Genomic DNA, 699 nt, shown 5'->3' on the forward strand with positions numbered 1-699 from the left:
TACCGTGGAGATGAATTTAGAAATATTCCCGTTAATCTAGGTGCCAATGGTGCCAAGGTATTGTTGCAAGACATTGCTACCATCAAAGATGGCTTTACCGAAGAAGAGCGCTACTTCGAGTATTCAGGTCAAAATGCTATCTACATGTCAGTCGAAGCGACGCGCGATCAAAACATCATTCCGGTTGCTCAGTCAGTTCGTGACTACATCGAAGCCAAAAACAAAACCTTGCCGAGTGATGTTCAGCTAAAAATTCTGGTCGACATGACGTACTACCTAAATGGTCGTCTAGACATGATGCTGAAAAACTTGCTGCAAGGCGCGGTGCTTGTTGCGATCATGTTGACGATTTTCTTACGTTTCCGTTTGGCGATGTGGGTAATGATCGGCTTACCAGTGTGTTTCCTTGGTGCGGTGATGATGATGCCAGCTTTGGGTATTACAGTGAACATCGTCTCGCTGTTCGCTTTCATCATGGTGCTCGGAATTGTGGTGGATGACGCCATCGTCATGGGAGAAAGTGCGTACAGTGAAATCGAAGAAAAGGGCGGCGGTGTCGAGAACGTGGTACGCGGTGTCAAACGCGTTGCTACGCCTGCGACATTTGGTGTTCTGACAACGATTGCTGTATTCGCACCATTCTTGCTTTCGAGTGGTATTGATAGCGCTTTCTTTTACGGCATTGCTGGTGTCGTGATT

Annotated in this window: 1 protein-coding gene; it reads left to right on the top strand. The window is 47.1% G+C overall.

What is annotated here, in order from left to right; all coding sequences use genetic code 11:
- A partial coding sequence (locus tag R7R24_RS26980) for an efflux RND transporter permease subunit (protein WP_318120162.1) occupies positions 1–699 on the top strand: 699 nt, incomplete at both ends.

Source organism: Vibrio sp. 704 (assembly GCF_033339295.1).